25 protein-coding genes are annotated in these 25856 nt (G+C 66.3%); 10 read left to right on the top strand and 15 right to left on the bottom strand.

All coding sequences use genetic code 11. The features are described from left to right. Window positions 1-15 precede the first annotated feature (15 nt). The gene (locus tag F4X41_05920; GenBank protein MYB16556.1) at window positions 16-1317 is read left to right on the top strand and encodes an NCS2 family permease; all 1302 of its coding nucleotides are present in this window, start codon (window positions 16-18) and stop codon (window positions 1315-1317) included. A 281-nt stretch (window positions 1318-1598) separates the two neighbouring features. Here the strand turns inward: F4X41_05920 and dgoD are convergent, their stop codons facing one another. Genes dgoD through folK form a run of 5 tightly spaced genes read right to left on the bottom strand, consistent with a single transcriptional unit; the run spans window position 1599 to window position 6870 of the window. After that, the gene (gene dgoD / locus F4X41_05915; protein MYB16555.1) at window positions 1599-2741 is read right to left on the bottom strand and encodes a galactonate dehydratase; all 1143 of its coding nucleotides are present in this window, start codon (window positions 2739-2741) and stop codon (window positions 1599-1601) included. Between the two features lie 44 nt (window positions 2742-2785). Further along, entirely contained in the window at window positions 2786-3562 is a 777-nt protein-coding gene (locus F4X41_05910) for a WecB/TagA/CpsF family glycosyltransferase (GenBank protein ID MYB16554.1), read from the bottom strand. Further along, window positions 3555-4796, bottom strand: coding sequence for a glycosyltransferase family 9 protein (locus F4X41_05905; GenBank protein ID MYB16553.1), 1242 nt, complete (start codon window positions 4794-4796; stop codon window positions 3555-3557). Before F4X41_05905 ends, F4X41_05910 begins: the two co-directional genes overlap by 8 nt. Further along, the gene (locus tag F4X41_05900) at window positions 4760-6052 is read right to left on the bottom strand and encodes a hypothetical protein (protein MYB16552.1); all 1293 of its coding nucleotides are present in this window, start codon (window positions 6050-6052) and stop codon (window positions 4760-4762) included. Before F4X41_05900 ends, F4X41_05905 begins: the two co-directional genes overlap by 37 nt. Beyond that, window positions 6049-6870 (bottom strand): 2-amino-4-hydroxy-6-hydroxymethyldihydropteridine diphosphokinase, encoded by an 822-nt coding sequence (gene folK / locus F4X41_05895; GenBank protein ID MYB16551.1) that lies wholly within the window; start codon window positions 6868-6870, stop codon window positions 6049-6051. The genes F4X41_05900 and folK overlap by 4 nt, the downstream gene beginning before the upstream one ends. Here folK and F4X41_05890 point away from each other — a divergent pair. Further along, window positions 6599-8017: a hypothetical protein gene (locus F4X41_05890; GenBank protein MYB16550.1), complete on the top strand. Its 1419-nt coding sequence runs from the start codon at window positions 6599-6601 to the stop codon at window positions 8015-8017. The genes folK and F4X41_05890 overlap by 272 nt on opposite strands. Next, window positions 8014-9147: a glycosyltransferase family 4 protein gene (locus tag F4X41_05885; protein ID MYB16549.1), complete on the top strand. Its 1134-nt coding sequence runs from the start codon at window positions 8014-8016 to the stop codon at window positions 9145-9147. The genes F4X41_05890 and F4X41_05885 overlap by 4 nt, the downstream gene beginning before the upstream one ends. A 25-nt stretch (window positions 9148-9172) precedes the next feature. Here F4X41_05885 and F4X41_05880 read toward each other — a convergent pair whose 3' ends face one another. Together F4X41_05880 and F4X41_05875 are read right to left on the bottom strand one after the other, a co-directional pair. Then, on the bottom strand, window positions 9173-10132 hold the full coding sequence (locus tag F4X41_05880; protein ID MYB16548.1) for an alpha/beta hydrolase: 960 nt from the start codon (window positions 10130-10132) through the stop codon (window positions 9173-9175). A 137-nt stretch (window positions 10133-10269) separates the two neighbouring features. Continuing rightward, window positions 10270-11418, bottom strand: a complete 1149-nt coding sequence (locus F4X41_05875; GenBank protein MYB16547.1) for an IS200/IS605 family element transposase accessory protein TnpB — start codon at window positions 11416-11418, stop codon at window positions 10270-10272. A 220-nt stretch (window positions 11419-11638) separates the two neighbouring features. Here F4X41_05875 and F4X41_05870 point away from each other — a divergent pair, with 220 nt between their 5' ends. The 7 genes from F4X41_05870 to F4X41_05840 all read left to right on the top strand — a co-directional run bounded on the left by F4X41_05870 (window position 11639) and on the right by F4X41_05840 (window position 18949). Further along, window positions 11639-12307, top strand: coding sequence for a glycerol-3-phosphate acyltransferase (locus tag F4X41_05870; protein ID MYB16546.1), 669 nt, complete (start codon window positions 11639-11641; stop codon window positions 12305-12307). Between the two features lie 34 nt (window positions 12308-12341). Continuing rightward, window positions 12342-13406, top strand: coding sequence for a glycosyltransferase family 4 protein (locus F4X41_05865; protein ID MYB16545.1), 1065 nt, complete (start codon window positions 12342-12344; stop codon window positions 13404-13406). Continuing rightward, on the top strand, window positions 13265-14515 hold the full coding sequence (locus F4X41_05860) for a glycosyltransferase family 4 protein (protein ID MYB16544.1): 1251 nt from the start codon (window positions 13265-13267) through the stop codon (window positions 14513-14515). The genes F4X41_05865 and F4X41_05860 overlap by 142 nt, the downstream gene beginning before the upstream one ends. Before the next feature lie 175 nt (window positions 14516-14690). Beyond that, on the top strand, window positions 14691-16232 hold the full coding sequence (rny, locus tag F4X41_05855; GenBank protein ID MYB16543.1) for a ribonuclease Y: 1542 nt from the start codon (window positions 14691-14693) through the stop codon (window positions 16230-16232). Beyond that, on the top strand, window positions 16232-17116 hold the full coding sequence (locus tag F4X41_05850) for a lysophospholipid acyltransferase family protein (protein MYB16542.1): 885 nt from the start codon (window positions 16232-16234) through the stop codon (window positions 17114-17116). The genes rny and F4X41_05850 overlap by 1 nt, the downstream gene beginning before the upstream one ends. A 16-nt stretch (window positions 17117-17132) precedes the next feature. Then, window positions 17133-18359, top strand: a complete 1227-nt coding sequence (locus F4X41_05845; protein ID MYB16541.1) for a glycosyltransferase family 4 protein — start codon at window positions 17133-17135, stop codon at window positions 18357-18359. Then, window positions 18356-18949 (top strand): CDP-alcohol phosphatidyltransferase family protein, encoded by a 594-nt coding sequence (locus F4X41_05840; GenBank protein MYB16540.1) that lies wholly within the window; start codon window positions 18356-18358, stop codon window positions 18947-18949. Before F4X41_05845 ends, F4X41_05840 begins: the two co-directional genes overlap by 4 nt. 12 nt (window positions 18950-18961) lie before the next feature. Here F4X41_05840 and F4X41_05835 read toward each other — a convergent pair whose 3' ends face one another. From F4X41_05835 to aroF, 8 genes are all read right to left on the bottom strand, one after another. Continuing rightward, window positions 18962-19654, bottom strand: a complete 693-nt coding sequence (locus F4X41_05835; GenBank protein ID MYB16539.1) for a PHP domain-containing protein — start codon at window positions 19652-19654, stop codon at window positions 18962-18964. After that, window positions 19647-19892, bottom strand: coding sequence for a MoaD/ThiS family protein (locus F4X41_05830; protein ID MYB16538.1), 246 nt, complete (start codon window positions 19890-19892; stop codon window positions 19647-19649). The genes F4X41_05835 and F4X41_05830 overlap by 8 nt, the downstream gene beginning before the upstream one ends. Continuing rightward, window positions 19889-20425 carry a gamma carbonic anhydrase family protein gene (locus tag F4X41_05825; GenBank protein MYB16537.1) on the bottom strand — a complete coding sequence of 179 codons (537 nt, stop codon included), beginning with the start codon at window positions 20423-20425 and terminating at the stop codon, window positions 19889-19891. The genes F4X41_05830 and F4X41_05825 overlap by 4 nt, the downstream gene beginning before the upstream one ends. A 405-nt stretch (window positions 20426-20830) precedes the next feature. Beyond that, window positions 20831-21907 carry a 3-dehydroquinate synthase gene (gene aroB, locus F4X41_05820; GenBank protein MYB16536.1) on the bottom strand — a complete coding sequence of 359 codons (1077 nt, stop codon included), beginning with the start codon at window positions 21905-21907 and terminating at the stop codon, window positions 20831-20833. After that, the gene (locus F4X41_05815; GenBank protein MYB16535.1) at window positions 21891-22490 is read right to left on the bottom strand and encodes an AAA family ATPase; all 600 of its coding nucleotides are present in this window, start codon (window positions 22488-22490) and stop codon (window positions 21891-21893) included. The genes aroB and F4X41_05815 overlap by 17 nt, the downstream gene beginning before the upstream one ends. Further along, window positions 22430-23245: a shikimate dehydrogenase gene (gene aroE, locus F4X41_05810; GenBank protein MYB16534.1), complete on the bottom strand. Its 816-nt coding sequence runs from the start codon at window positions 23243-23245 to the stop codon at window positions 22430-22432. The genes F4X41_05815 and aroE overlap by 61 nt, the downstream gene beginning before the upstream one ends. Window positions 23246-23247: 2 nt before the next feature. Next, complete coding sequence (gene aroA / locus F4X41_05805; GenBank protein ID MYB16533.1) at window positions 23248-24531, bottom strand: 3-phosphoshikimate 1-carboxyvinyltransferase; 1284 nt, start codon at window positions 24529-24531, stop codon at window positions 23248-23250. 23 nt (window positions 24532-24554) lie between these two features. After that, complete coding sequence (gene aroF, locus F4X41_05800; protein ID MYB16532.1) at window positions 24555-25592, bottom strand: 3-deoxy-7-phosphoheptulonate synthase; 1038 nt, start codon at window positions 25590-25592, stop codon at window positions 24555-24557. Window positions 25593-25856 lie beyond the last annotated feature (264 nt).

Raw genomic sequence — 25856 nt, 5'->3', positions numbered from 1 at the left:
ATTAGGGGGGTGTGCATGAACGCGGCTACTAAGCAACTTGACCGTTTCTTCGGTCTCGCCGAGATGGGATCTTCGGTCCGCGTCGAAATTGTGGCCGGAATCACCACTTTCCTGGCGATGAGCTACATCATCGCGGTCAATCCGGCGATCCTTTCGGCCGCCGGTATTCCTCCGGTGGCGGCGGCTTTTGCCACCTGCCTGGTGGCCGGACTGGGCACCATCGCGATGGGACTCATAGCCCGCATGCCACTGGCGTTGGCCCCGGGCATGGGACTGAACGCGTTCTTCGCATTCACCGTGGTTGGCGGCATGGGCCTTACCTGGCAGGAAGCGCTCGGCGTGGTGTTCATCTCCGGCGTCGTGTTCGTGGTGCTGACCATCGCCGGCATCAGACAAGCCCTGGTGCGCATGATGCCGCGCGAACTGCTGCCCGCGATCGGGGCCGGCATCGGACTTTTCCTGCTCATGATCGGTCTGCGCAACGGCGGGATCGTGCAAGCACTAGAGGCCACGATCATCACCCGCGGCGATTGGGGCGACCCCAAGGCCCTGCTGACGATCGCCACCGTGGTGATCATTGCCGCATTGCTTTCGCGCGGACTCAGAGCCGGAATCCTGGTCGGGATCGTGGTGGCCACCATCGTTTCGATTCCTCTGGGCCTAAACGCCGAGCCGGCGTCCGACGGCAGCTGGACGGACGGTCTATTCGCGCTGGACATCGGCGGCGCGCTGCAGGTCGGGTTCCTCGACATCATCTTCGCGATGCTTTTCGTTGACTTCTTCGACTCCCTGGGAACGGTGATCGGGCTGATCCGCAGGGCCAAGCTGGAGGACGAAACCGGCAACGTGCCCCGACTGGGTCGGATCCTGGCGGTGGACGGTGCGTCCACCATCGCCGGGGCCCTGGCCGGCACCTCGACCGTTACCACCTACATCGAGAGCGCGGCCGGCATCTCGGCCGGCGGCCGGACCGGTCTCACCGCGGTCGTGGTCGGCGTGCTTTTCCTGCTTGCGCTGCCGCTGGCGGCGCTGGTGGCGATCGTGCCCGAATCGGCGGTCGCCGCGGCGCTGGTGATCATCGCCGCGACCACGGTCGGCCTGGTGCGTGAAATCGAATGGGACGACCTCGATACGGCGGTACCGGCATTGGTGACGATGGCCGGAATGCCGCTGACGTTCTCAATCGCCGACGGCCTGGCGATGGGTCTGGTGAGTTACTCGGCGCTCAAGATCCTGCGCGGCAAGGGCCTGGAAGTGTCCTGGCTGGTGCACGTGCTGGCCGTTGTCTTCATCGCCCGCTACATATTCATTGCCTGAACTGACCGGCTGACCAAAAGCAACCGGCCGCCGCGCCCGCGGCGGCCGGTTGTCGCCAAAGGTAGGGGATAAACGTTCCCTGGCGAACCGCTGTAGCAAAAACAAGGGAGGTTCGGGCGGCATCGCCGCCGCCAAAGCGGCGCCCATAGCCGATCCGCCTCCGGTTCTGATCGATCGAGCAGACACAAGCGGGCTCTGTTGTGAGGACGTGCTGATCAAGCCGTCTCGGCGTTTGCGCCGGAGGCCGCTCCGGTCCTGCGCGCCGACCCGGACGGCTTGGTCTACAAATACGGAAAGTTGGGCGAATTGACCACGCGGCGTAGCGCCAAAGCCGGATCGGGAGGGAGGGCGGCAGCCGCTGACTCATCGATGTCGGCGCCGAGCCCCGGGCGATCGGGCACCACCAACTGCCCCCGGTCAATCTCGATCGGGTGGGTCAGAAGCTGGTTGTAGCGTTCCCGGTAGGGTTCGAAGAATTCCTGGATTGCAAAGTTCGGGGTGCTGGCGTCCAGGTGGATCGAGGACAGGGTCGAAAGCGGACCGCCAGCGTTGTGCGGTTGGACTCCGACGTAGTACGTTTCGGCCATGGTGGCGATTTTCTTTAGCTCGCTGATCCCGCCGGCGTGGCATATGTCAGGCTGGATGATTCGCACGCAGTTGCGCTCCAGCAGCGGCCTGAAGTCCCAGCGCGAGAGCAGCCGCTCGCCGCAGGCGATCGGCACCCGCACCGCCCGGGCCACCTCGGCCATCGCGTCCGGGTTGTCGTGCAGGATCGGTTCCTCGTAGAAGAACGGGTTGAATTCTTCCAGCCGCTGGCCGACCCGCACCGCCGAAACCACGTTGAATCGACCGTGCGCCTCGATGCATAGGTCAACGTCCGGGCCGACCGCGTCGCGGACTGCCGCGATGTTCTCGAAAGCGGTTTCCTCGACCTCGCGCGAGAGCATCTGCGTCGCGCCGGTGAATGGGTCCCACTTTAGGGCGTCGAAACCCAGCTCGACCATGGCCAGTGCGTCCCGGGCGTAACCCTGGGGGTCGGCCCCGATCTTGAACCAGGAATTGGCGTAGGTCCGCAGTCGGTCGCGGACCTTGCCGCCGAGCAACTCGTAGACCGGTACCCCGAGGGCCTTGCCCTTGATGTCCCAGAGGGCCTGATCGATTCCGGACAGCGCCGACATGCTGACCGCACCTCCGCTCCAGAAGGCGCCGCGGTGCACGTCGACCCAGATCTTTTCGATTTGCATCGGATCGCGCCCGCGGAGCCCCTCGCCCAGTTCCGCAATCTCCGTCTGGACCGAGGTCTCGCGGTTCTCGAGGCTGGCCTCGCCCCATCCGGTTATCCCGGCGTCGGTTTCGACCTTGACGAACAACCAGTTGGCGTGACCGCCGGCGGTGGCGATGGTGGTGATGTCGCTGATCTGCATTGGGCAAATTCCCGCCTGGATGATGCTGGGCCGATCCAATCAATCTATTGGATTGCTCGCCCGGCCCCCAGCCGTTGCCGCAGCGCCTGGCGCAACGCCAGCAGCGCAAATCGAGGCAGGACCCGCTGCCGACGCCACCGCCAGGGCTCGCGCACGAGCCGATAGAGCCATTCCATGCCGATGCGCCGCACCAGCCGGGGGGCCCGCCTGATCCGGCCGGAGATTAGGTCGAAGGATCCGCCCACCCCGACCACGACCCGCGCCCCGGTCTTTGCCATATGGGTACTGATCCACATCTCCTGCCGCGGCGTCCCGAACGCAACCAGCAACAAGTGCGCGCCCGACTCGCGGACCGCCAGGCAGATCGCCGCGGTCCGCTCCGCGGGATCGTCCGGTTCGGCGGTGCCGGCGATTGTGAGCCCGGGGTGATCGCGGAGGAGGTTGGCGGCGGCTTGCGCCGCGGCCCCGGATCGGCCGCCGAGCAGGTACACCGGATGGCCGCCGGCGGCGCAGATGCGACAGAGTTCCGGAATCAGGTCCACACCGGGCAGGCGCTGCGGGCGCTGCCGTCCGCAAAGCCGCGCCGCCGCCAACAGGCCCGCGCCGTCGACCAGGTTCAGATCGGCGTTCGCCAGTGTCTCCGCGAACTCGGGGTCGGAACGCGCTGCCATGACGAATTCGGGATTGACCGTAAAAACCGCCCGCGGCTCTCGACCGTGCAGCCAGCCGCGGATCCAGGCCAGCGCCAATCCGCGCCCGCAATCGGCCAGCGGGACGCCCAGTACCGCTACCCGCGCCGGCCGGGGAGCCGCCTCAGGCACCGGCCAATTCCAGCGCTTCCGCAATTACCCGATCCGGCTCCAGCCAGGCCATGCAGAGCCGGTCGCCGAAGGGGCATTCCGGCGGAGCTCGCTGGTCGTAGCAGGGAGCGCAGCCAATCCCGATGGCCAGCGCCCGCCCGTCGCCGCGCGGTCGGTAGCGTCCGGGATCGGTCGGCCCGAACAACCCGAGCGTAGGGACCCCGAGCAAAGAGGCCAGATGGATCGGCATGCTGTCGACGCCGACCACCAGGCGGGCCTGGGAAATCACCGCCGCAAGTTGCCCGAGCGAGAGTTTTCCGGCCAGGTTCACAATCTGCGGGCGGTTGGCGCAGATGCCATTTGCCAGTTCGACTTCGCCTTCGGCCCCTACGACCAGCGGATTAAGGCCCCGCCTCGCCAGCTCCATGGCCAACCGGGTCCAGCTCGCCGACGGCCAGGCTTTGGCCGAACCGGAACGCGTCCCTGGACACAGCACCGCGCCGCCGGCCAGTCCCGCAGGCGTCGGTTCGGCGGGGACCAGCACGGGTTGCGGCGCGTCGGGATTGGCGCCGTCCACCAGGGTCAGCAGGTGATCGATTTCGTGTTCACCCGGCCGGATGCGCCGCTCGCGGTCGGCACCGGGCCAGCCCCGCCCATCGGCGATCCGGTGCCGGGCCAGCGAGAGCGACACCACCGCGCGCGCCAGGGGACCGTAGGCCGAAACCGCGATGTCGAACCGCGCCCGGCGCAGCCGGGCCAGCAGCCGAGCTCCGGATCGCCATCCGCCGGGATCGGACAGGGCGCGAATGTGGGTCAACCCGGGCAGATCGCATTCGATGACCTCGTCCACCGCCGGCGACAGCCGCAACAGCTCGCCGGCGCCGCGGGAGGCCAGGAAGGTGATGTGCAGGCCGGGATGGGCCCGCTTCAAGGCGGCCGCCGCCGGCAGGGTCAGCAGGCAGTCGCCGAGCAGGTCGAGACGCACGATCAGGGCCTTGCGCGGGCTCTCCGGGTAGGGCCAGGGTGTCGCATCGGGGGCGGCTGGCAGGCGGCGCACCCGCCGCTCGGCCGCCGCCGCCGCGCCGGCGATCGGGAGCAGGATCGACCGCAGGACACCCTTGCAGAAACGCCGCAGGCGGCCCCGCGAGGGTAGCGGCGTCACCGGCCGAGGCCGAGCAATGCGCCGTCCGGGCGCAGCTGGATCGACCCCTGGGATGTTCACGGAGCGGTTGCGATCGGGATCGGCTCCCGGTATCCGGCCAAACCCTTAGCTTCTGATCGGGCGGCCGCGGCCACGTGCATGCTGCCGGTGGCAACGACCAATCCTTCTACGCCGGCGGCCGCGCCGGCCCCGGCGAATGCCGCCGGCACGTCGGGATAGGTGGCCGGACGTCCGAACCCGATCGTCCCCGCCAGCACCTCCGGCGAAGTGGCCCGGGGGTGTTTTGCGGCGCACAGGTGCAGTCCGGCGATCCGGCCTCGCCAACTCTCGAGAAGGTCCGATGCCGGCTTGTCGGTGGAACATCCGAAAACTAACTGCACGTTCCGATCGCCGAACCGGTCGCCGACAAATTCGGCCAGGTGCTCCATGGCCCTCGCGGTGTGGCCGCCGTCGACCACCAGCGGCGGGCGACCGGCGATTACTTCGCAACGGGCCGGCAGCGAGGTTTCGGCCATCCGGGGGAGGATATTGGCCCGGTCAGACGTGGAATCGTGCAGCGCGAGAGCCTTGAGCGCCAGCGCGGCGCTGGCAGCCAGTTGCGGGGCCCTGATCAACCGTTGCGCGGCGGCGATTTCGGGCGGCCCGACGATGTGCAGCAGCGCGTCCTGGGCGCGGCAGCGCTCGGCGATTACGCGCGTCGCCGCTGGGGCCTGTGGGGCGCTGACCACCACCGATCCGGGTTTTATGATGGCGGCCTTTTCGGCTGCGATCCGGGCAAGCCCAGGGCCCAGGATCCGGGCATGTTCCAGCTCGATCGGAGTGAGCAGTACCGCGGCCGGCGCGGAAAGCACGTTGGATGCGTCCAGGCGCCCGCCCAGCCCGGTTTCGATCACCGCGAACCTGGCGCCGCGGCGCTGGAACCAATCGAACGCCATCACCGTGGTGAGCTCATAAGTTGTCGCCGGTCCCAGATCCGGACCTTGCTGCCGGCTGGCGTCCTCGTACTGAAGGACCCGTTCGAATACGGCCGCGAACTCGGTACCGGATATGGGGCCGGAGCCGAGTTGGAGCCGCTCGCGGTAGGTGTGGAGATGCGGCTGGGTGTAGAGCCCGGCGCAATACCCGAGTCCTGAGAGCGCGGCGGCCAGGTACATGGCTGTAGAGCCTTTGCCGGTGCTGCCGGCAATGTGAAAGCAGCAGAGCTCATCCTGAGGGTCGCCGGCGACAGCGAGCATCGCCCGGGCGCGCTGCGGCCCCATGTTCGGATCACCGCCGCCCGACCAAAACCCCGGACCACGCTCCGGGTCCGAGCGCGCGTAGAGCCGCTCGAGTGCGCCCTTGTAATTCACGCGGGTTCGCTCCCCCGGCGCCGATCGGCCGCCACCCGAGCGCGCGTCCGAAACGGTTCCAGCGGTTCGGTGGAGGCCAGGCTTGCGGCAAGTTCGGCCACCGACTTGCCCAGTCCGGGCACGACCAGTTGCGGGCAAAGGTCGGCGAGCGGTTCGCAGACAAACCGTCGCCGCGCCAGCTGCGGGTGCGGGATCTGCAGATCGGGCGTGCTGACCACCACCCCGCCGAGGACGAGTATGTCGATGTCGATCAGCCGTTCGCCCCAGCGTCGCGTGGGCCGGCGCCCCAGCTGCTCTTCGATCGTCTTCACCCGCCGCAGCAACTCGCCCGGCGTTCCCGACCAGCACCCGCGGCAGCAGCAGTTCAGGAAACTCGGCTGGTCGACGACGCCCCAGGGAGGCGACTCGTAAACCGCGGAATGAACCACGTCGCCCAATTGCGATTCCAACAACTCCAGGGCGGCGAGTAGCTGCCCGTAGCGATCACCCTGGTTGCTGCCTAGTCCCAGGTATACAGGTCGTGGATACATCGCCTTTGCGCCGCTGATGCCTGACGATTGCCGCCGGCAAATTTTGTCCGACCGGGATTGGCCGGACTGCTGTAGGTACAGCCAAGTCAACAATCTAGGCGGAGCATTTACCGGGATGATCGATTTGATCGCAAATGGGTCAATGGCCCCCGCGGACGGTTCCCGGCCGCGGGCTCGCCCATCCGACCGGTTCCGCCGCCGGCCGTCGCCCGCCTGGGGTCTGGTCCTGCTGCTGGCGGCCGTGCCGCTGCGCACCCTGCTGGCGGTGCGCACCGAGGTGGCCGACATCACGATCACCGAGTTTGCGCTGCCCCTCGCGGTGGCCTGGACGCTTCTGTTCCGGCGCCGGGGCAGAGCCTATGTCCCTCTGCAGATCTCGCTGTGGATCTGCCTGGCCCTGTACGGCGCGGCTTCGGTGCTGTGGGCCCCGCAGGTGGGCCCAGTGGTCAAGGAATTTGCCAAGTGGACCGAGTTGATCGTGGCGATGCTGCTGGCCTGCGATTTGGCCCGCGACCGCAGGGACCTGAAAACCCTGCTGCTGGGGGCGGCCGGCGTGTTCGCCCTGGAGATTGTCCTGGCGCTGACCCTGTTGGCGAGCGGCGAGGGCGTGGTGCAGACGGCGGTTCCGCGCCTGCTGGGGAGCTTCGGTCAACCGAATCCATTCGGATCTTTCATGGCAATGAGCTTCGCCTTTGCTTTGCCGGCCGCGCTATCGACCGGCAAAAGGACCCGCTGGATCGGTATTGCGGTGGCGAGCTGCGCCCTGGCCGGAGCGCTTTTTTCGTTCTCACGCGGGGCTTGGCTCTCGATCGCCGGCATCAGCGCGATGGCCCTGCTGCTGACGTACCCGCAACTGCGCCACCAGATCCTGCGCCCGATCACGGCGGCCGCTTTGGGGTTGGTTGTCGCGGCCGGGTTGTTGGCTCTGCTGGTGATGGCGCAACCGCCGGCCGAGCCGACCGGACTGCTCGAGGGATCGATCCGCCCGCGCGACGTGGTCGCCAATCCGAACGAACAGAGTTTTTCCATCGACCAGCGGGTGGGCTTCTGGCTGGCGGCGACCCGGATGACGCTGGACAACCCGGTCGGCGGGGTTGGCCTTGGCAATTTTGACGAGGCCTACCCCCGTTACATGGTCTCGCCGTGGTTCGAATCACTGGGCCATGCCCACAACCTGATCTTGGTGCTGGCCAGCGAAACCGGACTTCTGGGCCTCGCCTTGTTTGCAGCCGCCTTGCTCACCAGCCTGGCGCCGGCGGCGCGCAGGCTATTTCGCCCGGAATCGGATTGGATAGATATCGGTACTGCCTGTCTGCTGGCGGCTTTTCTGTTGCACGGCCTGGTCGACTACATGCTGGTCGGCGGACTGGGGATCATCCTGGGGATTGTCATCGGGATCGGGCTCTGCCCGCCGGGTCGGAGCGGCCGAAATTGATCCGGGTCGGATTCGACGCCACCGCCGCCGCGTGGCAGGGCGCCGGAATTGGAAGGGCGGCCAGGTCGCTGTTGCTGGCGATGCTGCGGCGTCGCGAACCGGACATCGAATGGGTCGTTTTTTACCTGGGGCAGCGAATCGCTCGCGGCTTCGAGGAGTCCCTGGCCGACCACGGCGTGATCCCGTCGCTGATTCCGGTATCCCCGCGACTCGGGTTCTTCATCTGGCAGCGCATGCGCGCCCCAATACCGGTGGAGCTGTTCACCGGGAGGCTGGACCTGCTTCATTCGCCGGACTTTGTGTTGCCGTATTCGTTCGCCCGCCGGCGGGTATTGACGATTCACGACCTGACCTACCTGACCCACCCGCACACCGCCGAACCGCGATTGCGCGAGCGGCTGGACCGGGCGGTGCGACGCAGCATCGAAATTGCCGACCGCGTCCATTGCGTTTCCGCACATACCGCCGCCGCCGTCGGCGACCTGCTCGGCTACGATGCCGACCGCATCGATGTCATCTACAACGGGCTGGACGAGAAACTGGCGAAGCCGCCGACTCAGGACGAATTGGATCGCCTTGATGAACTTCAATTGCCGGAACGCTTCGTGCTCAGCGTCGGCACCCTTCAGCCGCGCAAAAACATGCTGCGAACGGTTCGAGCGGTAGCCCAATTGCGCTCGCGCGGGCATGACGTGGGCCTGGTGCACGTCGGCGCGACCGGCTGGATCTCCGACCAGGATCTGGCCAGTATTGACCGGTTTGGAGAGGGATTCCTGGTGCGCCTGGGGAGCATAGACGACGGTTTGCTGCGGGCACTCTATGTGCGGGCCCAGGCCCTGGCGGCCGTATCCGAAGCCGAAGGATTCCTGTTGCCCATCATCGAAGCGATGGCGCATTCCGTGCCGGTGGTAACGGCCAACGCTTCCTGCATGCCGGAGATCGCGGGCGGGGCGGCCCTGTTGGTGGACCCTTTTGACGTGGAGGCTATCGCCGATGCGCTCGCAGAGGCCCTTGAACCCGGCACCGACCGCGATCTCCGGCTAGGCGCCGGGGTCGCCCGGGCCCGCGAATTCGACTGGGATCGGGCGGCGCGGGAGACCCTGGCCAGCTATCGAAGCGCGCTGAACTGAAATTTCCGGCCGGCGCGGCCGTTCGCTAGCCGCCGGCGCAATCGCGCAGGAATCGGTGGCGCTGCTGGTGGAATCGCTCGGCCAGCGGTGATTGCCTGGAATCGAAGGCATGCGCAGCGCCGGGATAGATCTGGATTTCGGCGGGATTGCCGGCCGCTATCCAGCGGGCGTACATGAACAACGAGTCGTCCAGCAGCGGATCGGCTGTACCCACGCTGAACAACGCGGGCGGCAGGCCGTGCAGCGGGGCATGCAGCGGGGAGAGGTCCGGATCAGCGGGATCGATTTCCCGGCCCCCGAGGAAATGGCCCACGAACCAGGGCATGTTGGCGGCGTTTATCACCAGGCTGTCGGCCCCGATGTGGGTCCGGGAAGGGCAGGCGCCCGAGAAATCAAACGCCCCGTAAACGAAATCGGCTCCCGACCAGGCCGTGAAACCGTGCCGGTCACGCATCCGCAGGACAGTTACCGCGGAGAGGTGCGCGCCGGCCGATTCGCCGCCGATTACCAGGCAGTCGGTCCCGAATCGGGGGCGGGAATTCTCGACCAGCCAGCGGGCGGCCGCCTCGCAGTCGTCCGGCCCAGCCGGGTAGGGATGCTCCGGCGCCAGCCGGTATTCAACGCTGATAACGGCCAGGTTGGTCTCCCGGGCCATCCGCCAGAGCGCCTCGTCCTGGAGGTCGTAGCCGCCCAGCACCCAGCCCCCTCCGTGGATGTGCAGGTATGCGCCGGCGCACTCCCGGGGTATGAAGGCCCGCAACGGGATTTCACCCGACGGTCCGGCGCAGGTCAACTCGCAGGCGTTGTCCAGCGCAACCGGCGGCGGTTTGCCGGGACGGCCTTCGCGCTCGGCGCCGCGCACCTCGGCCGGATCGAATTCGGTGATCGGCGGCACGGCGGAAATCTCCGCGCCCAGCCGGGCATTGAATGCGGTCATCTCCGGGCTGACCGCGTCGGGCCTGAACAAGCGTGGATCTAATGGCATCGGTGCATTCCGCACGGTGAGCGTAGACGTTGGAATTTTCCGTTCAATTTCGCCAGTTTTCTTGGATTTAGTTGGAAATCGCCAGCCGTACAAGGGGGCTTATATACATAACCAACCATCGGCCAGCCAGAATACATTTACGCTGCCTCGCCGGCAGCCGCGGGGAAAACCCCACCCGCGAGGGCCTTGTAAAGGATGTTCAAGGCCGCATTGTGGTCGCGGTCTAAGTCCAGACCGCAACCGCATACGTGCCTTCTTTCCTTAAGGCCCTTTTTGACCATCGCCCCGCAGGATGAGCAGCGCTGCGATGTGTACCGGGGATCGACGAATACCAGCTCTCTACCGGCGCTCTCGGCCTTATAGATCAACTGTTGAGTGATCCGTCCCCAGGTTTGCTCCAATATCGCGCGGTTAAGACCGCGCTTCCTTGCTCCGTCCGACCTGGTCAACTTCGGCTTGTCAAGGTCCTCAAGCGCGATGAACCCGAATCTTCGCACCAGGTCGGTGGTGATCTCATGGCACCGGTTGCGGTCCCTGACCCTTGCCCGGTCGTGGGCGTTGGCCAGGACCCGGCGCCGCTTCTGAAACCTGTTGCTGCCCTTCTCGCACGCCGACAGCCTCCGCTGCTTGCGGGCGATGTCTTCTCGGTCTGGTCGGCGGCGTTCAATCTTCTCGCCCTCGCTGGTGGTAATGCGGCTCAGTACGCCCATGTCCAGCCCGACCCCGGAGCTGCTTTTCGGCAAAGGTTCCAACTCCACCGCGTAAGTCAGGCACACCGATGGCCGGCGTCCCCGGAAGGTAACGCGGATGGTCTTTAAGTTCGCTGCCGGCGGCAGTGACCGCTTGGTCCTGAGCCTTACCACCGGCAGGCCCTTGATCCGGACCGCATAGCCGAGACCATCGAGCCTGACCATCGCCGGAGTCGGCTGCTCGATCTGGACGGTGCGGTAGCGGTGGTAAGGTTTGAACCTGGGAAAACCGGGTTCCTCTCCTGCCTGGCACCGGCGGTAGAAGGCCTTGCGGGCTTCTTCCATCCGGATCAGCACTCCGCGCCCGACGTCTACCGACACGGAGCCCCAGAAAGGATCTGAGTTGCGGGTCACCGTGAATGCTTTCATCCGCTCGAACAGCGAATCGCTCTTGCCAGTCTCCTTGTACTGCTGGCGCCACAGCTGCAGTTCGGCGTTGTAGAGGTCGGTGCATTCGGCCAGCACCTGATTGAGGCGCTGGCAGCCGCGGCGCGAGAGGTAGCCGCGTTGCTGGTAGGTTCGGAAGGTCTCCGACATCAGTCCCTGTATCAGAGTTGTACATATGCCGTTATGGGGGCGTAAGTATATACGCTTTGCTAGATCATGTGCTAGAGACTGCCGGCGGCAGTGTATGAGGGGACTCGTCTAGTCGTCCACATAAGCCCCCGTACAATCGGGCGACCTGTAGCAATCGCCTGCCAGACAGGCGCGAAACGATCGCCGCCGCCGTGGCCGGGCGTCCTCGGGTGAATGCAGGATCGTTGCGACTTGGGGGTGGCCAATAACCGTGGCCGAAGAACTTTCCCAGTACGCGGTTCTCGCGTTGTCCACCTACGTTCTCGGTTCCATCCCTTTCGCCTACGTGTGGACGCGCGTCTTCGCACACGCCGACCTCCGGCGGGTAGGCACCGGCAACGCGTCGATATACAGTTCGTTCTTCAACGGTGGCTACCGGCCGGCCGTCATGACGTTCGCCAGCAACTGCGCGGTCGGTCTGCTGGCGGTCCATATTTCCCACACGTTCTTGCCGGGCGACCGGGCCGCCCTCATGATCGGCATCGGCGGCGCGACCAGCGGGGCACTTTGGCCGCTATTTACCCGGTTCCGCGGCGGCAGCCGGGGAACCACCGTGGTCGGCTGGTGCGTGTTCTTCCTCGACTTCTATCTGGGCCGGGCCTTCCCGGTTATCCCGGCCATCACCTTGGGGATCTGGGCAATCGCGCTGCTTACCAGGCGACGCACGTTTTTTGCGACCTCGGTCACCTACCGCCTGTTTCCCTTCGTTTTCGCCATCGTCGACCGGTCGTGGGAGTTGTTTATCGGGGCCGCCGTGCTCTCAGTCCTTCTGCAGCTAAAGCACCAGGAGAAATACGACGACAGCACGCTATACGGAGTAGGTCGCCGTATCGGCGTAAACAAGAGCTAGCGCGCCGACTTCCGGCGCGCGCCATGCCCGCGCAATGCACATCCTTCTGAACGGGCAGTTTGCCGGACAGCGCGCCACCGGTTCGGGTCAGTATTTCGAAAACCTCTGCGCCGCGCTGCGCCGCGCGGCCCCGGACTGCAGAGTGGAGGCCGCGCGGCCGCCCCAGCGCCTGGGCGCGCGTCTTGACAAACTCTGGTGGGAGCAGGTTGGCTGGCCGCTTACGGTGCTGCAACGCGATCCCGATGTCTGCCACGTTCCCTACTTCAGCGGGCCATTGCTGGGCCGCATCGACGTGGTCACGATCCACGACTTGATCGGGTTCGCGATTCCCGAGTATTCGGCCGATCCGCGCTGGCGGGCCTATCTGCAGTTGATGGCCCGGGCGGTCAAACGGGCCCGTCTGGTGATCGCCGATTCGCAGGCCGCGGCCGACGACATCGTTCACTACCTGCAGATCCGGCGCGAGCAGGTACGGGTCATCCATCTCGGCGTCCACCCGGCACCGAAGATCAGCCGCGCGGAAACCGACGTGCACCTGGCCGATCTTGGTATCCGGCGCCCGTATTGCATCTATCTGGGTTCTGGCGACGTTCGCAAGAACATAGCGATCGCCATCATGGCCCTGGCGCAGATCGATGCCGCGGACCGCCCGCAGTTGGTGGTCGCCGGATCGGTGCCCAACGCGGGAACCGATCTGCTACCCGACCATGCCGCGCTGGCGGGGGCGCTGGGGGTGGACGATTGGGTGGTCTTCACCGGGCCGGTTAGCGAGGCCCGCAAGCACGCCCTTTACGCCGGCGCAAGGATGCTGCTCGCGCCCTCGCGCTACGAAGGATTCGGTCTTGAACCGCTCGAGGCGATGGCGCACGGGGTGCCGGTCATTGCCGCCGCCTGCAGCGCCACTCCGGAGGTCACCGGCGGCGCCGCCTTGCTGTTGCCGCCCGATGATCCTGGGCAATGGGCCGAGGCGATCCGGGTGCTGGGCTCGGACCCGATTGCCCGCGCCGAACTGATCGACGCCGGCGCCGCCCGCGCCGCCGAGCTCAGCTGGCTGCACACCGCCCAGCAAACCCTGTCGGTTTACCGGGAACTGGCATGAAGGTACTGCTCCTCTCAAAAGCTTTCCTGGCGCGCGAGTACCGCAAGAAGCTGACCGCTCTGTCCGCCCAGCCCGGCCTCGATGTCGCCGCCGTTGGGCCGCGTCACTGGGGTGAAGGTCAGGAGCGGCAGGAACACGAGCCGGGCGACCCGGACGGATACCGGTTTTACTTCTTGGACTGTCGCTTTAACGGGCGTTTTCACCTGCACCATTTCCCGGGGCTCGGTCGCCTGCTGGACCGGCTCCGTCCGGACCTCTTGCACATTGACGAGGAGCCCTACAACCTGGCCGCCGGGTTGGCCGCTTTCGCCGCGCGCCGGCGTCGAATTCCCAGCCTGTTTTTCGCTTGGCAGAACCTGCTGCGGCGCTACCCGCCGCCGTTTTCGCTGGTCGAGCGCTATTGCTACCGCACCTGCGGCGCTATTGCCGGCACCGAGCAGGCGGCCCGGGTGCTGCGCACGAAGGGGTTCGCTGGCCCACTGGCGACCATTCCGCAGTTCGGAATCGACCCGGAAACGTTTTCATCCGCCGGCGGCGGGGCAGCGGCCGGCGAAGAACTGGTGGTCGGCTACGCCGGCCGACTGGTGCCGGAGAAGGGATTGACCACGCTGCTGCAGGCCGCGGCGATGCTCGATCCGGCGCCGCGCCTGCGCTTCGCCGGCACCGGGCCGCTGGTCGGTGAATTGCGCCGCGCCGGCACGGACGGGCCGCTGGCCGGCCGGATAGAGATCCTGGGCCGATTCGATTCGGGCCAAATGCCCGAATTCCTCAACTCCGTCCAGGTGTTGGTGCTGCCCTCGCTGGATCGGTCCAATTGGATGGAACAGTTCGGCAGGGTGCTGGTTGAGGCCATGGCTTGCGAGCGGGTAGTCGTCGGTTCGGATTCGGGCGCCATCCCGCTGGTCATTGGCGAAGCCGGACTGATCGTCCCGCAGGCCGACCCCGGGGCATTGGCCCGGTCACTGGATCGACTACGCTCGCCCGGCCTGCGCAGCCATTACGGGAGGGCCGGCCGGCGCCGGGTACTGGACAACTTCACCCACGTCAGCGTTGCCGAAGCCAGCGCCAGCTTCTACGCCAGGTTCCTTGACGACCGCGGCCGGAGCTAGGCGGCCAAAAGTGGATAATCGCGGCAGATAACAACCGGGGCCTGCAGGGCCTCCACGATGACACTCTCGCCTCCGATTCAACAACAGAATCCCTCGGCCCGCATCACCGGGCGGCGCCCGGTCCGTCCGGCGCCTGCGGCGGCGCGTCATCGCGACCGACATCGAGGAATACCCCATGTCTTTGCTAGACAACTGGGTCGCGATCGTCTTCCTGATCGCGGCAGTGGCATTGATCGCGCTCGCCGGCGGATACCTGCTGCAGATGCTCATTGCGCGCCGCCAGGCGGACGTATTCGCACTAAATCTTGAATCCGAACTCGCCAAGGTTGAGCAAAAACAGCGCGAGCTGATTGCCGAGGCGACCAACCAGGCCAACGCGCTCCGCAAAAACGTCGAAAAGCAGGCCAGCGACCAGCGGGGAGAAATCCGGCAGCGCAACCGCGAGGCCAAGCGGCGCGAGCAGCGGCTGGACCGCCGCTCCGAGAATCTCGAAAAGCGCGAACAGGAATTGCTGCGACGCGAGTCGGACCTGGCCGAGCAGCAGAAGCAGTTGAGCGAGCGCCAGGCGGATCACGCTGTCCGCCTGGAAGAGGTTGCCCAGTTGACCCACGCCCAGGCCCGAACCCAGCTGATGGAGAAGGTGACCGAGGAATCTCGCGAACTGGCCGATCAGATCGTGCGCGGGGCCGAAGAGCAGGCCCGGCAGGAAGCCGATCTCCGGGCGCGCTGGCTGGTTTCCAACAGCCTTCAGCGGGTGGCTTCCGCGGTAACCCAGAGCTCAACCACGTCGGCCGTGAAGCTCCCCGGCGATGAGTCCAAGGGCCAGATCATCGGTCGCGAAGGACGCAACATCAGGGCGTTCGAAGCCATCACCGGGGTGGATCTCCTGATCGACGACACCCCCGAGACCGTGACTCTCTCCTCGCACGACCCGATTCGGCGCGAAATCGCCCGCCGCACGCTCTCGAGCCTGATCGAGGACGGTCGCGTCCACCCGGTCAGCATCGAACAGCATTTCAACCGCGCCCGCGTAGCGGTCCGCAAGTCAATCCGCGAAGCCGGCGAACGCGCGTGCTTCGAAGCCAAGGTGCCCAAGCTGCACCAGGAGCTGGTGCTCCTGCTCGGCCAGCTCAATTACCGGCAGAGTTACGGTCAGAACGTGCTTTCGCACTCGGTCGAGGTTGCCCACCTGGCCGGCGTGCTGGCCGGCGAAATGGGCGCCGACAGCAAGGTTGCCCGGGCCGGCGGCCTGCTGCACGACGTCGGCAAGGCGCTTTCGCACGAAGTGGATGGCAAGCATGCCCAGATCGGCGCTCAGCGCTGCCGCCGGTACGGGGTGGACGAGTCGATCGCGCACTCCATCGAAGCCCATCACTTCGACGTCTATCCGGCGTCGGCGGAAGCCTTCGTTGTCGCGGCCGCGGACGCGATTTCCTCATCGCGGCCGGGAGCCCGGCGCGAAACCAGCGAACTGTTCATCAAGCGATTGGAAGCTTTGGAGCAGATCGCCAATTCGCATGATGGAGTGGTCAATTCCTTCGCCCTGCAAGCCGGGCGCGAATTGCGGATCGCGGTCGATCCAGGGGATGTGGACGAGCTGGGCGCGCTGCGGATCGCGCGCGAAATTGCTGCCGAAGTCGAGGCCGAAATGACCAATCCGGGGCAGGTGCGGGTGACAGTAATCAGAGAAACCCGTGCGGTCGAAGTGGCCAACTGATGCCACGAGGCTGGGCCTGGCTGATGCTTTTCGAAGCCGGTTGCCGCCTGACGAACATGGTCCCCTGGGCGATCAAGCGTCCGGTCGTCAATCTGATCGCTCATATCGTCTTCCGCCTGTCGGCGAAGATGCGCGCGTCGACAAGTTCCAACATGGCCGTCATGCTCGGGGCCGCGGCCGGTGACGATACGGTCCGTCGCCTGGCCCGCCGGTCGATCGAGAACTTCCTGTTGCAGGCCCTCTCGATGGCCGAAGCCTACCTGGCCCCGCCGGTCGAGCTGCATCGCCAGTTGCACTTTTATTCGCCGATGGCGCGCCAGCGCGCCCATCACATCGCCTACAACGGGCCGGTTATCGTTGCCACCTGCCATTTCGGGACCTGGGATGCCGCCGCCTCCTGGGGCGCCTCGCTGTCCGAGATCCACGTCGTCCAGGAATCGTTTGCCAACCCCGGCATGACCGAGGTGTTTCGGCGTCTGCGCGTTCATCTGGGCATGAAATCATTGGACATGCGTCGTGATATCCGGCAGATGTTCTCTGTCCTGCGGAAAGGCGGCCGGGTGGCGATCCTGGTCGATCGGCCGCTGGAGCAGGGCGGGGTCCCGGTCACTTGGTTCGGGCGGATCACCCGCTTGCCGGCCGGGGTCGCCAAGCTGGCGATACGCACCAACGCCGAGATTGTCCCTCTGGTCGTCTACCGGGGCGGTTCGGGTCAGGCGATCCTGCGCGTCGCCGAATCGATCATCCCTGACCGGTCGGCGCCCCGCGAGGCCGAGGTGAAACGACTGTTGCAGGCCACCGTCGCCAGTCTCGAGCGCCTCATTCGCACGGCCCCGGACCAGTGGTACCAGTTCCGCACCTTCTGGCCGGCGTCCGAGTGCTGACCCCGGTCCAACGGCTGTGATCGAGTCGCCTAGTCGCCCGGCCGACCCGGAGCGCCTGCGCGTATGCCTCGTCTCGCCGTACGATTTCGCGGTGCCGGGCGGGGTCGGCGCCCACATCTCGAACCTGGCACGGATCTTCAGGCGGCGCGGTCACTTCGTCAAGATCATGGCCCCGAGCTCGGCGCCGGTGGGCAACCTGGACACCCCGGGCGTGGTCGGGATCTCGCGCACGATCGTACCGGTCCGCAGCAACGGATCCATCGCGCGACTGGCGCTTTCGCCGCGGATGCGGCCGGCGATCGAGCGCGAGCTCGCTGAGGACGGCGGATTCGACGTCGTCCACATCCACGAGCCGATGGCACCGGTGTTGCCGCTCCAGGTGCTGCGGCTCTCCAGCGCCATAAACATCGGGACTTTCCACGCCACCCGCAAGACTTCGACCGTCTACCGTGCCTACAAACCGTTGCTGGAGGGATTCCACAGACGCCTGGACGGCAAGATAGCCGTTTCGGTCGCCGCCAGAGACTTCGTCTGGCGGGCGTTCCCTGGCGAGTACCGGATCATCCCCAACGGAATCGACCCGGAGTGGTTCGGGACCCCGGCCGAACCGATCGCCGAAATGGCCGGTTCGCGCCCGGCGATCATGTTTCTCGGCCGTATGGAAAAACGTAAGGGCCTGCCGCTGCTGCTGGATGCGATGGCTACGGTGCGACGTCTGCGTCCCGACGCGCGACTGGTGGTGGTCGGTGCCTACGACCAGGGCCAACTGCAGCGGGCGCGCCGGCGCCTGCAGCGGGCCGGTATCCAGGACACGATCTTCACCGGCCGCGTCTCCGAAGACGAAAAGCGCGCGTATCTGCAGTCGGCCGACATTTTGGTGGCGCCGGCCCAGGGTTCGGCGCGCGAGAGCCAGGGGATAGTGCTCATGGAAGGCATGGCCGCCGGAACTCCGGTGGTCGCTTCGGACATCCCCGGATACCGGACGGTTTCACCCGACGGAAGCGCGGTCCTCTACTGCGCTCCCGATGACAAACGCGCCCTGGCCCGTGGGATTCTGCGCCTGCTGCAGCACCCGGGCACCGCCGACCGCTTCCGGCGCGCCGGTCGCCAACGGGTCAACGATTTCTCCTGGGAGGTCGTGGCTACCCGGGTGTACGACTACTATGTCGAACTCCTGCGCGCCCGCTCGCGCATCCAATCCGAAAACCTGGGACCCACTGCCGGCAGGGCGATCGGGAATTGAGCTGGTCCCGGCTGCAGGAGCGGTTCAGAAAGCTGATGACGGGTCTGGCCCGGATCGTGGACCGCACGCCTTTGACGCCCAACTCGATCACGATTTTCGGATCGGCCCTCAATCTGGTCCCGGCCTTGCTGATCGCGTTCGATTACCACCTCTGGGCCGGCATAGTCCTTCTCCCGGCGACGGCGCTGGATTCGCTCGATGGCGCGCTGGCCCGACTGCAAGGCAGTGCCAGCCGGTTTGGGGCGTTTCTGGATTCCGTGCTCGACCGCTACGTAGAGATTTTTTTCTTCGCAGGACTCTCCTGGCACTATGCCCAGTCATCCGGGCACTGGGGGGTATTCGGATCGCTGCTGGCAATCAGCGGTTCGTTGATGGTCAGCTATTGCCGCGCCCGCGCCGAGGGTTTGGGGCTGGAATGCAAAGTCGGCTTTCTGCAGCGTCCCGAACGGTTGCTCATTCTCGGACTCTCCCTGGTGGCGGCGGCCGTGGTTGCCGACTGGATCCTGTTGGCGGCGGTCTGGGTCCTGGCCGCGGTGACCAATTTCACCGCCCTGCAGCGGATCCAGCACGTACGCCGCAGCACCGGCTGAACCGGCGCCGGTTCAGCGGCCGGTGCCGGCCAGTTCGGCCACGTCCGGCCCGAACATCCGCTTGCGAACCTTCTGCCAGTTGGACGCGATTCGCGCCAACGGCGATGCGCGCCGGGTGTTCAGGCGCGCATCCTGCATGGCGGCGAGGAACTGCTGCGGTCCGTCGAATTCGGGAATTTCCTGCCAGCTGTTGCCGACTTCTCCACGCGTGTGGGCGTCCGATCCCACTGCGGGAATCTTGCCGTTGCGCAGGCACAATTCCGAAGCCCGGCGGTTGCGGTCCGGTTTGATTACCCGCGAATTGAATACCTCGACCATGTCCAGCAGCGGAACGACCGCATCCAGCTGATCGGCCGCGAGCGTGCTGTTGCGGTCCCGGTCGAGCGGGTGCGGGATCGAAACTACCCCGCCCTGGTCGCGGATGCGCGCGATCGTCTCAATCGGCGGCAGACGCGGCGGGATCCACTCCTTGAGGAAGTAGGCCAGCAACTCACCGCGGTCGGTACGAATTTCCTCGCCCACGATCACATCGACTATCCCGCAATCGCGGGCCTCGAAAGCGCCGCCGATCTGGTTGTGGTCGGTGACCGCCAGGACGTCAATCCCGGCATCGCGGGCGGCTTGACATAAATCGCGAGGACTGACCCCGCAGTCACCCGACCACCAGGTGTGCGCGTGGAGCTCCACGCGCACCAGGTCAGCCACCGCTGACCGGCGGAATCAAGGCGAATTCATCGCCATCGCTAAGTGGTTCGGAATCGTTGACGAATTGACAGTTGAGCGCCAGCCGCAACGACCCCTTCAGTTCGCCGACACCGGGATGGTCGATGCCAATGCGGCGAAAAAGCAGCCCCGTCGTGGCGCCCGGTTCAAGGTCGAAGATCTCCTCGCGCAGTCCGACGATTTCCGCCAATTGGGCAAAGTAGAGCACCCGCACTTTCAACGCGGTTCGCTACCGGCCATGCCCTGGTCCCCGCCGGCCAGGTTTTCGGCGCCCAGCTGGCTGTATTCGGCGGCGTTGCGCCGCATGTAGTCGATCTGCTCGGGCCGGACCTGGCCAACGACCTTGGCCGGTACCCCAAGCAGCAGCGATGCGGGCGGGCAGGTGGTGTTCTGAGTCACGAGCGCGTTGGCACCCACCACCGCTCGCTCGCCGATGCGCGACCCGTCCAGGACCGTCGAGCCCATCCCGATCAGTGCGCCGTCCTCGATGGTTGCGCTGTGCACTATGGCGCCATGACCCACGGTTACGTTGCGGCCGATCACGACCGGCTGCCCATGTTCGATGTGCAGGACCGCGCCGTCCTGGATGTTGGATCCGGCGCCGACCGAAATCGGCTCGTGGTCGGCCCGGATTACCGCGTTGTACCAGACGGTGACCCCCCGCTCGAGGGTTACCTGGCCGACGATTACGGCGCCCGGCGCCACCCACGCTTCCGGATCGATCTGGGGAACGTGCCCGCGGAAGGGAACGATTACCGGTCCGGTGCCGCCGCCGGGCTCGGGGACCGGTCCGGGCCGTCGCGTACCGGCTTCCAATTCACGCAGGATCGCTTCTTCGTTCAGGGCCCGCACGTATACGCTGTCGAGGGTTTCGGGAGGACGCAGGATCAGGTAAAGGACCACTCCGGCCGGGCCTAGGACCGCGACCAGCAGCGTCGCGAACAGGCGTACGTAGATGTCGAGCGTTCGCCCGCGGACATCGTTGAACGCCCAGAAGATGGCTGCCACCCACACCGCCGCGGCGAAGGCGCCCAGCAGCGCGATGACTATTGCCAGAAAGGAGCCGAATTGCTCCAAGTTCGCAGGCCTCTTAGCGGTTGGGTTGCAACTATTCGGGGATTGCCAGCACCGGCCGCGAAAATTCTAGGGGGCTTGGCGTCAAATGCCGATGGCGGCCAGCGCTTCGCGCACCAGCGTGTCATCGACGGAATGACCGGCGCTGGCCGTCCCCAGCTCCTCCAGCAGCACCCAGCGTGGGCGTCCGCCGGCCGACTTCTTGTCCGCCTGCATCGCTGTCACGACTTCGGTGGCCGCAAAGCCCGAAGCCGCAAGTTCGATGCCGCAGGCCTTAAGTAACGCGTTCTGACGTTCCAGCTCGTCGTTTCCGAGGCCGGTGAGCTTGGTCGAGATGTATCCGGCGGCGGCCATCCCGATCGCGACCGCTTCGCCGTGACGGTGACGGCGATATTGGCCGAGGGTTTCGATCGCGTGCCCGACCGTGTGGCCGTAATTGAGCACTGCCCGCAGCCCGCGGTCGAAGGGGTCGTTGACAACAACCTCGGACTTGATGCGCACCGAATTTCGCACCGCCAGTTCCAGCATTTCCGGATCGCGGAGGTCGAACGGGGCCCGTTCGAGTTCGGCCAGATAGGCAGCGTCGCGGATTAATCCGTGTTTGATCGCCTCCACCCACCCGGAGGCAAGGTCGCGCTGCGGCAGGGTTTGCAGGGTCAGGGTGTCCAGGAGCGAGAGCACCGGATTGTGGAATGCGCCGACCATGTTCTTGCCGCCGGGCAGGTCGACCGCGACCTTGCCGCCGATGCTGGAATCAACCTGGGCGAGCAGGGTGGTAGCCACCTGCGCCCAGGCAATACCGCGTCCCCAAGTGGCGGCCACGAATCCGGCCAGGTCTCCCACCACGCCGCCGCCGAGGGCCACTATCAGGTCTGAGCGCTCGGCGCGACAACGGAGCAGCCACTGCCACAGCTGCTCGGCGGCGGCCACTGATTTGCTCTCCTCGCCGGCCGGGACCGTCCGGCGCCAAACACGCCATCCTGCTTCCTCGAGCGCGCTTGCGACGCGGTCCCCGTAATGGGCGTCGACTGATTCGTCCCCGATCAGGAACGCGGCGGCGGGCTCCACCCCGCGCAGCGCCAGCTCCCTTCCGAGGTCGTCCAGGATTCCCTGCCCGATGGCCACGTACTCGGGTGTGTACCCGTCAGGCTGGGTCAGCATCGAGCATCTCCCTGATGTTCATTGCGAGGCGGCGCGGTTCGGTACCGTCAACGTCCAGACTGTGGTGCGCCGACTCGTATATCGGCCGGCGGCGCTTGAGCAGGCTGTCGAGCTTCTTGGTGAGACTGCCTTCCCCGCCCAGCATCGGACGCCCCTCGGTGCCGAGCTGAGTCGCCAAGCGAGAGGCGCAGGTCCGCGGGCGCGCTCGCAGGTAAACGACCGCACCGCTGCCCAGCATAACTTCGGCCAGACAGCCGTTGGCCATCTGCCCCCCGCCGGTCGCGACGACGACCCGGCAGGCCTCGGCGGCGCGGGCCGCAATCGACCGTTCCATCTCGCGAAAGTGGTCTTCGCCGAGGACATCGAATATCTCGGGTATATCCATCCCTGCCAGGTTCCTGATTTCCTGGTCAGAATCCAAGACGCGCCAGTCCAGCAGGGCCGCCAGTTCACGGGCGACGGTCGACTTGCCGGATCCGGAAAGGCCGACCAGCCAGATGCGCGACGGACGGTTCGCTTGCTTCACAGCGCCCGCTCGCAGGCGCGTCGCATCGCCGCCCTGTCCGGGTCGCGACCGGTCCAGATCGAGAAGCTGGCCGCACCCTGCAGGACAAGCATTGTCAGGCCGTCGATGGTGCGGGCGCCGCTTTTGCGGGCGTCAGCGAGCAGCGGGGTCTCCACCGGACGGTAGACCATGTCGAACACCACGTGGTGGCGGCCCAGACAGCCTTCCGGCAGGGGCGAACGGCCGGCCGCCGGACCGCCGGTCATCCCCATGCTGGAGGCGTTGACAATCAGCGTGGCGGCTCGCGCCGCTTCGGCGCCGGCCGGGTCGTCCAGGGAGAGAACGCGGGCACCCGGCGACAACTCGGCGGCCAGCGCCCGGGCATTGGCCGGGGTCCGGTTCAAGATCGTCAGGCGATCGAATTCCGAAAGGGCCAGCAGCGCCGCCCGGGCCGCACCGCCCGCCCCGATCAACACGGCCGGGGCGTCGGACCCGACTCGGGCAGAGTCGATGATCTCGCGCATGGCGGTGATATCGGTATTGCCGGCGCGGATCCGCCCCTCGCGGCACCAGAGCGTGTTCGCGGCTCCGATCCGAACGGCCAGCGGGTCCGGATTGTCGGCCAGTTCCAGCGCGGCGACCTTGTGCGGAATGGTCACGTTGAACCCGTTCCAACGGCCGCTGCGCAGTTCGTCTAGCCGACTTTCCAGCTCTTGGGGGAGCACCGAAAGCGCTTCGTAACTGGCGGCAAGGCCGGCGCCGGCGAACGCAGCCTCATGCATGGGCGGCGAAAGCGAATGACCGATCGGGTAGCCAAGTACGGCGAATCGCACGGTCAGGCTGCGCAGACCCGGCCTAGCTCGTCAAAGAACCCGGGGTAGGAGATGTTCACCGCGGCCGCATCGTCGATCCGGCTTTCCCCGCCGGCGATGCTCGCGGCCACTGCCATCGCCATCGCGACCCGGTGGTCGCCGTGTGAATCCAGCCGCGCCCCGCTCAGCGGCGTGGGACCCTCGATTACCATCCCGTCGGGCAACTCTTCGATACGGGCGCCCATGGCCGCCAGGTTACTGACCGTAGCCGAGATTCGGTCGGTCTCCTTCACGCGGAGCTCACCGGCGTCGCGGATCCTCGTGGTGCCTTCGGCCTGGGTGGCGGCCACCGCCAGCACCGGAATTTCGTCAATGAGGATCGGAATCTCGGCGCCGCCGATTTCGGTCGCGCTGAGGGACGAACTGTCCACCGCCAGGGTTCCTGACGGCTCGGCCCCGGCGGGGTTGGGATCGATCGCAATCTTGGCCCCCATGCGTTTCAGGACGGAGAGCGTGCCGGCGCGGGTCGGGTTGATGCCGACGTTGGCGATCTCCAGGCTCGCATCGGGGTGGCTGGCGCCCAGCACGAGCCAGAACGCGGCCGAAGAAAAATCCCCCGGCACGTCCACGTCGATCGTCTCCAGCCGCTGGCCGCCCTCGATCGCCAGCTCGGCGCCATCAATCTCAAGTCCAGCGCCCATCGCCGCGAGCATGATTTCGGTGTGATCGCGCGACCGGGCCGGTTGCCTGATTCGAGTGACGCCGTCAGCGTTGAGACCGGCGATAAGCAGCGCGCTCTTAACCTGCGCCGACGCGACCGGAACGTCGATTTGGGTCCCGGACAGCGAGGCCGGAAGGACCGCCAACGGGGCCAGTTCTCCGCCGCCGCGGCCAAATATCCGGGCCCCCATGCGGCGCAACGGGCCGGCCACGCGGCCCATCGGACGGGCCGAGAGCGAATCGTCTCCGACCACCACCGCGAACCGGCCGCATCCGGCCAGCAGTCCCAGCAGCAGCCGCATCGTGGTGCCTGAATTTCCGCAATCGAGGGGGCTCGCAGGCTCGTCGAAACCATCTACGCCGGGGCTGTCGATGACAAGCTGGTCACCATCCCGGAGCACGCTTACCCCCAGGCCCTGCAGACAGGCGATGCTGGAGCGGCAGTCTCCACCGAGCCCGGCACCGCGAACCCGCGCGCCGCCCCGGGCCAGGGCGTTCAGCAGCAGAGACCGGTGGGTTATCGACTTATCGCCCGGCACCTGTATGCGGCCCCGCACGGCCGAGGCCGAATTTATGGCCGAAGCCATCCCCGGATGAGGCAATTTCATTCTCAAGCGGCGGCTAACGCCGGTTCGCGCAACGGCCGACCCAGCGCATCGGACATTTGCCGGAGCCGTCGCATCGCCTGTTCGAAATTGGCGAACGTGAGACTCTGCGGGCCGTCGCAGATGGCATGGTCGGGCTCGGGGTGCACTTCGAGCATTGCTCCGTCGGCGCCGGCCGCCACGCCGGCCAGGGTCATTGCTTCCACCAGGTACCACTTGCCGGTCCCGTGCGCCGGGTCGACGATCACCGGCAGGTGCGAGAGGCGCTTGGCCATGGCGATGGCGGAAATGTCCTGGGTCGCGCGGGTGGATGTCTCGAAGGTGCGGATTCCACGCTCGCAGAGCAGCACCTTGGGATTGCCGGCGGCCAAGACGTATTCGGCCGAGAGCAACCATTCTTCGATCGTGCTCGAAGGACCGCGCTTGACCATCACCGGCAGCCCGCTCTGTCCGGCTTCGCGCAACAGCGGGAAGTTTTGTGAGTTGCGGGCGCCGATTTGCAGGATGTCGGTGAATTGGGAGACCTGTTCGACGAGACCCGGTTCCATCACCTCGGTGATAGTCGGAATCGAGAACTCCTCGGACGCCTCGCGCAGGAGTTCGAGGCCCTCGGTGGCCATACCCTGGAAGCTGTACGGTGACGTCCGCGGCTTGAACGCACCGCCGCGCAGAACGCAGGCACCGGCCGCCTTCACCGCCTTGGCGGTCGAAAACAGCTGCTCGCGTGACTCGATGGTGCAGGGGCCGGCGATCATCGTGACGCCGGGACCCCCGAACTGGGCCGAACCGACTTCGAATTCGGTGTCGGTGCGGCCGTCGCCGCGGCCGGCCAGGGTGTAGGGCCGCCCGATCCGCAATACCCGGTCGACACCGGAAAACACCGCCATCTGTTCCCGGAATTCTTCGGTCGGCGACCCGATCACGCCGATCACGGTCAGGGTGGAGCCTTCGATTCGGTGCGGCTTGAGGCCTTCCTCGCGGATACGTTCCTCAATCCGCTCGATTCCACTGGCCGGAGTGCCGACCTTGGTGACGATTACCATTTCCGATTTCTCTTTACTGCTGGGGTTGGTTTCGAATGTTGGCTGGGCTTCAAAAAGAAAAAAGCAGAGGGGTTACCTCTGCTGGCCGGTGTAGTGGGTCGGGTGCTACATGCGCGGGCCGACCGGATACACCGGCCTGATAAACGCGAAATAGGAGCAGGTCAATAGCAATTTGGATCCGATTCGCCGGCGCCTTGCAATAGCGCTTCCGATCAACTCACCGTTATTGTATGAGGCTTACGTATCCGGCCGGCGGTTTCCGGG

This window comes from Chloroflexota bacterium (genome assembly GCA_009840625.1).
GTDB lineage: Bacteria > Chloroflexota > UBA11872 > UBA11872 > VXNJ01 > VXNJ01.
The sequence above is the reverse complement of the archived record's forward strand: the minus strand, read 5'-3'. Positions and strand labels throughout refer to the sequence as shown.

Bases quoted from the DNA above. Each gene is read 5' to 3' on its own strand.
- aroA (MYB16533.1), bottom strand. From the start codon at position 24,531: ATGGCTTCGGCCATAAATTCGGCCTCGGCCGTGCGGGGCCGCATACAG.
- F4X41_05880 (MYB16548.1), bottom strand. From the start codon at position 10,132: ATGCCATTAGATCCACGCTTGTTCAGGCCCGACGCGGTCAGCCCGGAG.
- aroB (MYB16536.1), bottom strand. From the start codon at position 21,907: ATGCTGACCCAGCCTGACGGGTACACACCCGAGTACGTGGCCATCGGG.
- F4X41_05860 (MYB16544.1), top strand. From the start codon at position 13,265: ATGGGCCGAGGCGATCCGGGTGCTGGGCTCGGACCCGATTGCCCGCGC.
- F4X41_05865 (MYB16545.1), top strand. From the start codon at position 12,342: ATGCACATCCTTCTGAACGGGCAGTTTGCCGGACAGCGCGCCACCGGT.
- F4X41_05920 (MYB16556.1), top strand. From the start codon at position 16: ATGAACGCGGCTACTAAGCAACTTGACCGTTTCTTCGGTCTCGCCGAG.
- F4X41_05890 (MYB16550.1), top strand. From the start codon at position 6,599: ATGCCTGACGATTGCCGCCGGCAAATTTTGTCCGACCGGGATTGGCCG.
- folK (MYB16551.1), bottom strand. From the start codon at position 6,870: ATGTCGGCCACCTCGGTGCGCACCGCCAGCAGGGTGCGCAGCGGCACG.
- rny (MYB16543.1), top strand. From the start codon at position 14,691: ATGTCTTTGCTAGACAACTGGGTCGCGATCGTCTTCCTGATCGCGGCA.
- aroF (MYB16532.1), bottom strand. From the start codon at position 25,592: ATGGTAATCGTCACCAAGGTCGGCACTCCGGCCAGTGGAATCGAGCGG.
- F4X41_05850 (MYB16542.1), top strand. From the start codon at position 16,232: ATGCCACGAGGCTGGGCCTGGCTGATGCTTTTCGAAGCCGGTTGCCGC.
- dgoD (MYB16555.1), bottom strand. From the start codon at position 2,741: ATGCAGATCAGCGACATCACCACCATCGCCACCGCCGGCGGTCACGCC.
- F4X41_05875 (MYB16547.1), bottom strand. From the start codon at position 11,418: ATGTCGGAGACCTTCCGAACCTACCAGCAACGCGGCTACCTCTCGCGC.